The sequence below is a fragment of the uncultured Methanobrevibacter sp. genome (assembly GCF_937906425.1).
Taxonomy (GTDB): Archaea; Methanobacteriota; Methanobacteria; order Methanobacteriales; family Methanobacteriaceae; genus Methanobrevibacter.
Genome location: NZ_CALCYR010000077.1, coordinates 1 through 4,406, shown reverse-complemented (window position 1 = coordinate 4,406; position 4,406 = coordinate 1). Strand labels below are relative to the sequence as shown.

The window sequence follows — 4,406 nt, the reverse complement described above, 5'->3', positions numbered from 1 at the left end:
TTAATTATTTAATTTATTTTAATTATTTAATTTATTTTAATTATTTAATTTATTTATGCTGATTGAAATTATTTGATTAATTAACTAAAAGGTTTTAAAATGTCTGATGAAAATTTAACTATTGATGAAATAGAAAAACAGTTGGAAAGTGTCGGTTACATTTCCAATAGGGAAATAAGCACTACTGTATTTTTATCTTTGTCCTTAAAAAAACCTGTTCTTATTGAAGGGCCTCCTGGAGTAGGTAAAACCGAGCTTGCCAAGGCTGTAGCTCAAGCTTTAGGTAGGGATTTCTTCAGAATTCAGTGTTATGAGGGAATTACCTTTGAACAGATTATTGGAGAATGGAATTATCAAAAGCAATTGCTTCATTTGGAGGCATTCAAGGGTAGAAAAAACAATGAGGATTCTATTTTTGAAGAGGATTTCTTTATTAGAAGGCCTCTTTTAACTTCATTCATGAATGATAAGCCTTCCCTTCTTCTTATTGATGAGATTGATAAGGCTGATGAGGAAGTGGAAAGTTTCCTATTACAGGCTTTAGGTGAAAAGGAGATTACAGTAAATGATTTAGGTACCTTTGCCCTTCAAAATGATTTGGTTGTAATGTTGACCTCTAATGCTCAAAGGAATTTGCTTGAAGAGACTAAGGACAGATGTTTGTTCTTATATATTTCCTATCCTACAGTTGAACGTGAAATGGCTATTGTCAAGGCAAGATTGCCTGAAGCTGAAAATGGTTTGATTAAAAAAGTTGTAAATATGGTTCAAAGAATAAGAACCTTTAATTTAAATAAGAAACCATCTGTAAGGGCTTCAATTGATTGGGTTCACTCTGTAATGCATTTGGATAAGGATTATAAAGATGTTGATGCTGCACTTCATGACAGTATTGGAGTGGCTATTAAGACAGAGCCTGACAAGGCAAAGGTTGTTAAGGAAATTTTCAGGAATGAATACACCAATGAATGATTGAAATGTTTTTAGTGTATTTTAGCTTAAAATTTTCTTTTATTTAATTTAAGATTTTTTTAAATATGTTTTGGAAGAAGTAATTTAATTTTTTTCTTTTTATTTAAGGATTTTTAAGAATTAATTTAATTTTTTTTAATTAATTTAATTTTTTTCTTTTTATTTTAAGGATTTTTAAGAATTAATTTAATTTTTTTTTAATTAATTTAATTTTTATCTTTTTATTTTAAGGATTTTTTTTCCAATATTTAAGTTATTTAAGTTTTTAAAATTCATTAAAGGTTTTATTATGGAAGAGAGAATTGTAAAGTTGTCTAATCAGCTTAGAAAGGAAGGTATACCTGTGAGTATTAGGTCTACTCAATCAGCTATTGATACCTATAATATTCTGGGGGATGATGATGTAGACACCTTAAGGGATGCTTTCAGATCAATTTATGTCAAGAGCAAATATGATATTCCTAAGTTTGATGAGTCCTTTAATGGATTTTTCGTTAAGAAAAAAGTTAATTCATTAACTGAAGAGCTTAATAGGGCTAATTCTCCAACAAGCATGAGGGGAAAGCTTTCACAGCATGAATGGAAAATAAGCAAGCAGAAAGGTTCTGGTGCAAAACAGATTCAAATGGGTGCTGAACAGGCTATGGAATACTTTTCAGGAAGTCCTGTTCTTGAGGATAGAAACAAGGATTTGGCACGTGACAATGATATTCTAAACAGTGATTTGTCAAAGCTTAACAAGTTTGACCAAAGGGTATTTGAATTGTGTGTTGAATTGGGTAGAAAAATTGCAAACAAACAATCTAGAAGAAAAAGATTGGCCCATTCCAACAAGATTGACATTCGCCGTACAATGCGAAACAATATGAAATATGGAGGAGTTCCAATCGACCTTGTTGAGGTAAAGAAGAAGCCTCACAGAAAACAGCATTTGTTCCTGAATGATGTGAGCGGTTCCTGTGAATGGATCAGCAGTTGGTTTTTCATGTTGATGTATGCATGTCAAAAGTCATTTAAGGACTCTCGTATGTTTGAATTTGATAACAAGACTATAGAAACCACTGAATTTCTTAAGGAAAAGTATATGGTAAATGCATTTGCTGAGATAAGATTGTTGCGTATGCGTAATATGATGGTTCGTGGAACAAGCAATATGTTTACAGCATTTGAATCATTTATGAGGCAGGCTGAAATAAGCAACAAGTCCTATGTCATTATTCTTTCAGACTGTAGGGATTGGGCAGGGCCTAAGGTTGACGGAGTTCCTGCAAGTGTTGAATCAATTTCCAAAATGAGCAGCAAGGCAAAGAAGGTCATTATACTAAACCCGGAAGACAAGAAGAAATGGGATGTTGTTGACAGTTGCGTTTCATTATATAGGGGAGCAGGCGCTCAGGTTTATGAGGTCAGCACTTTAAATCAGTTGGCTGAATTCGTTGCAGAAATGTGATTTTTTAAATTATTTTATTTTAATCGTTTTGTGGGATTTGTTGCAGAAAATGTGATTTTTTTATTTTTTTTATTTTAATCGGTTTGTTGAATTTGTTGCAGAAAATGTGATTTTTTTATTATTTTTTAAAGTATTTTTTTAATTGTAGTTTGATTATTATTTAAAGGATGAAAATTATGGTATCTTGTACTAAATGTGGAAATCCAAATGTTATTATTAAAAGAAAGGCTTCTGGACAGGCCTTATGTAAGGATTGTTTTATAGAGGGTATAGAGAAAAAGGTTATACAAACCATCAAGAAGGAAAAATTTCTTGAAAAGGGAGATAAGGTTCTTGTAGCATTATCCGGCGGAAAGGATAGTGTGGTAACTCTGGAAATTCTTAATACCTATCGTGAAAGAAGAATTATTGACTTATGTGCGGTAACCATTGATGAAGGTATTGCAGGATATAGGCATGAGGGAGTTGAGATTGCCAAGGCTCATGCTGAACGTTTGGGAATTCCCCATAAGGTAGTTTCATTTAAGGAATCTTTTGGTATAGATTTGGATGAGATAATGGCTCATGAGAATCATAGAGGTTCATGCACTTACTGTGGTGTATTTAGGAGATGGATTATAAATAGGGCTGCAAGAGAGTTTGGAGCTAGCAAAATCGCTACAGGACATAATCTTGATGATGAGACTCAAGCTATTTTAATGAATTATCTTGAAGGAAATACTGAAAACCTTGCTAAAATAGGTCCTAAGACAGAATCTAATAGTGAATTGTTTACAGTTAAGATTAAGCCTTTAAGGGAAATTCCTGAAAAGGAAATAGGTTTGTATGCATTGGCAAAAGGTTTGGACATTCATTTGGCGGGTTGCCCATATGCTCAGGAATCCTTTAGAATGGAGATTTCCAATATTTTAAAGGAACTTTCCAAAGACCATCCTACAATTATGTATTCCACTTTAAGAGGATTTGATAAGATAAGGCCTGCTATTAAGGAGGAGTTCCAATCCAGTTTCACTTTTAAAAACTGTGAACGTTGTGGAGAACCTTCTTCAAATAGATTGTGTAGGGCTTGTACCTTTTTAGAAGAATTAGGGCATTAATTTTAATTTTTTTAATTTTTATTTTATTTTTTTCTTTAATTTTTAGCTATTTTTATTATTTTTTTAGCTTTTATTTTATTTTTTTACTTTTATTTTATTTTTTTTCTTTAATTTTTATTTTAGCTATTTTTTTATTTTCTTTATTTTTCAGGTTTTCATTTTTTTTTAATAATTTTAATAATTTTAATAATTTTAATCTGTTTTCCATTTTTTTAAATGGAATTTAATAAAAATATAACTATTGTTATATAATTTTAAATATTATGATAAACATATTATTTAGTTGAAGGGATAAGATTTATAATTTTTAAAAATTTTTGGAGGAATTGTATGAGTTTCACACTTATCATTAAGGATAAAACAGAAGAAAAGGAACTTAAAGGTGAATTAACTATTAAAGAACTATTGGATGAATTGGAGTTGTCTTCTGAAACAATTGTTTCTAAGAAAAATGGAGAAATAGTAATTGAAGATGCTGTAATTGAAGAAGGGGACAAAATAGAATTAGTTCAAATCATTTACGGAGGATAATTAATTTTTAAAGTTTAATTATCTATTTTCTTTTTTTCTAAGTTATATTATTCTTTTTGTGACATTTTTGACATTTTTTTATTTTTCTTTTTTTTAAAATCTTAAATGATAAGTAATTTTTAATTTTTTCATTTATTTTCCATCTTTTTATAAAAAAATTATTTAATTTTTTCATTTATTTTCCATCTTTTTATAAAAAAATTATTTAATTTTTTAATTTATTTTCAATCTTTTAGATAAAAAAATTTATTTTATTGTTTTATTAAATTATTAATTAGTAAAAATATTTTAAAAGATTAATTTGTCTGAAAATGATTAAAATCTTAATTTAAAGAATTGTTATTTGTACTTAAAGA

Annotated in this window: 4 protein-coding genes; all 4 read left to right on the top strand. The window is 29.1% G+C overall.

What is annotated here, in order from left to right; genetic code table 11:
- Nucleotides 1-99: 99 nt before the first annotated feature.
- On the top strand, nucleotides 100-972 hold the full coding sequence (locus Q0138_RS02165; protein ID WP_297980274.1) for a MoxR family ATPase: 873 nt from the start codon (nucleotides 100-102) through the stop codon (nucleotides 970-972).
- A 289-nt stretch (nucleotides 973-1,261) separates the two neighbouring features.
- On the top strand, nucleotides 1,262-2,422 hold the full coding sequence (locus tag Q0138_RS02160; RefSeq protein WP_297980272.1) for a VWA domain-containing protein: 1,161 nt from the start codon (nucleotides 1,262-1,264) through the stop codon (nucleotides 2,420-2,422).
- A 176-nt stretch (nucleotides 2,423-2,598) separates the two neighbouring features.
- Nucleotides 2,599-3,519 carry a TIGR00269 family protein gene (locus tag Q0138_RS02155; RefSeq protein WP_297980269.1) on the top strand — a complete coding sequence of 307 codons (921 nt, stop codon included), beginning with the start codon at nucleotides 2,599-2,601 and terminating at the stop codon, nucleotides 3,517-3,519.
- A 330-nt stretch (nucleotides 3,520-3,849) separates the two neighbouring features.
- Nucleotides 3,850-4,050 (top strand): MoaD/ThiS family protein, encoded by a 201-nt coding sequence (locus tag Q0138_RS02150; protein WP_297980267.1) that lies wholly within the window; start codon nucleotides 3,850-3,852, stop codon nucleotides 4,048-4,050.
- Nucleotides 4,051-4,406 lie beyond the last annotated feature (356 nt).

Excerpts from the sequence above, each read along its gene's own strand:
- Q0138_RS02155 (WP_297980269.1), top strand. The coding sequence starts at position 2,599 with ATGGTATCTTGTACTAAATGTGGAAATCCAAATGTTATTATTAAAAGA.
- Q0138_RS02150 (WP_297980267.1), top strand. The coding sequence starts at position 3,850 with ATGAGTTTCACACTTATCATTAAGGATAAAACAGAAGAAAAGGAACTT.
- Q0138_RS02165 (WP_297980274.1), top strand. The coding sequence starts at position 100 with ATGTCTGATGAAAATTTAACTATTGATGAAATAGAAAAACAGTTGGAA.
- Q0138_RS02160 (WP_297980272.1), top strand. The coding sequence starts at position 1,262 with ATGGAAGAGAGAATTGTAAAGTTGTCTAATCAGCTTAGAAAGGAAGGT.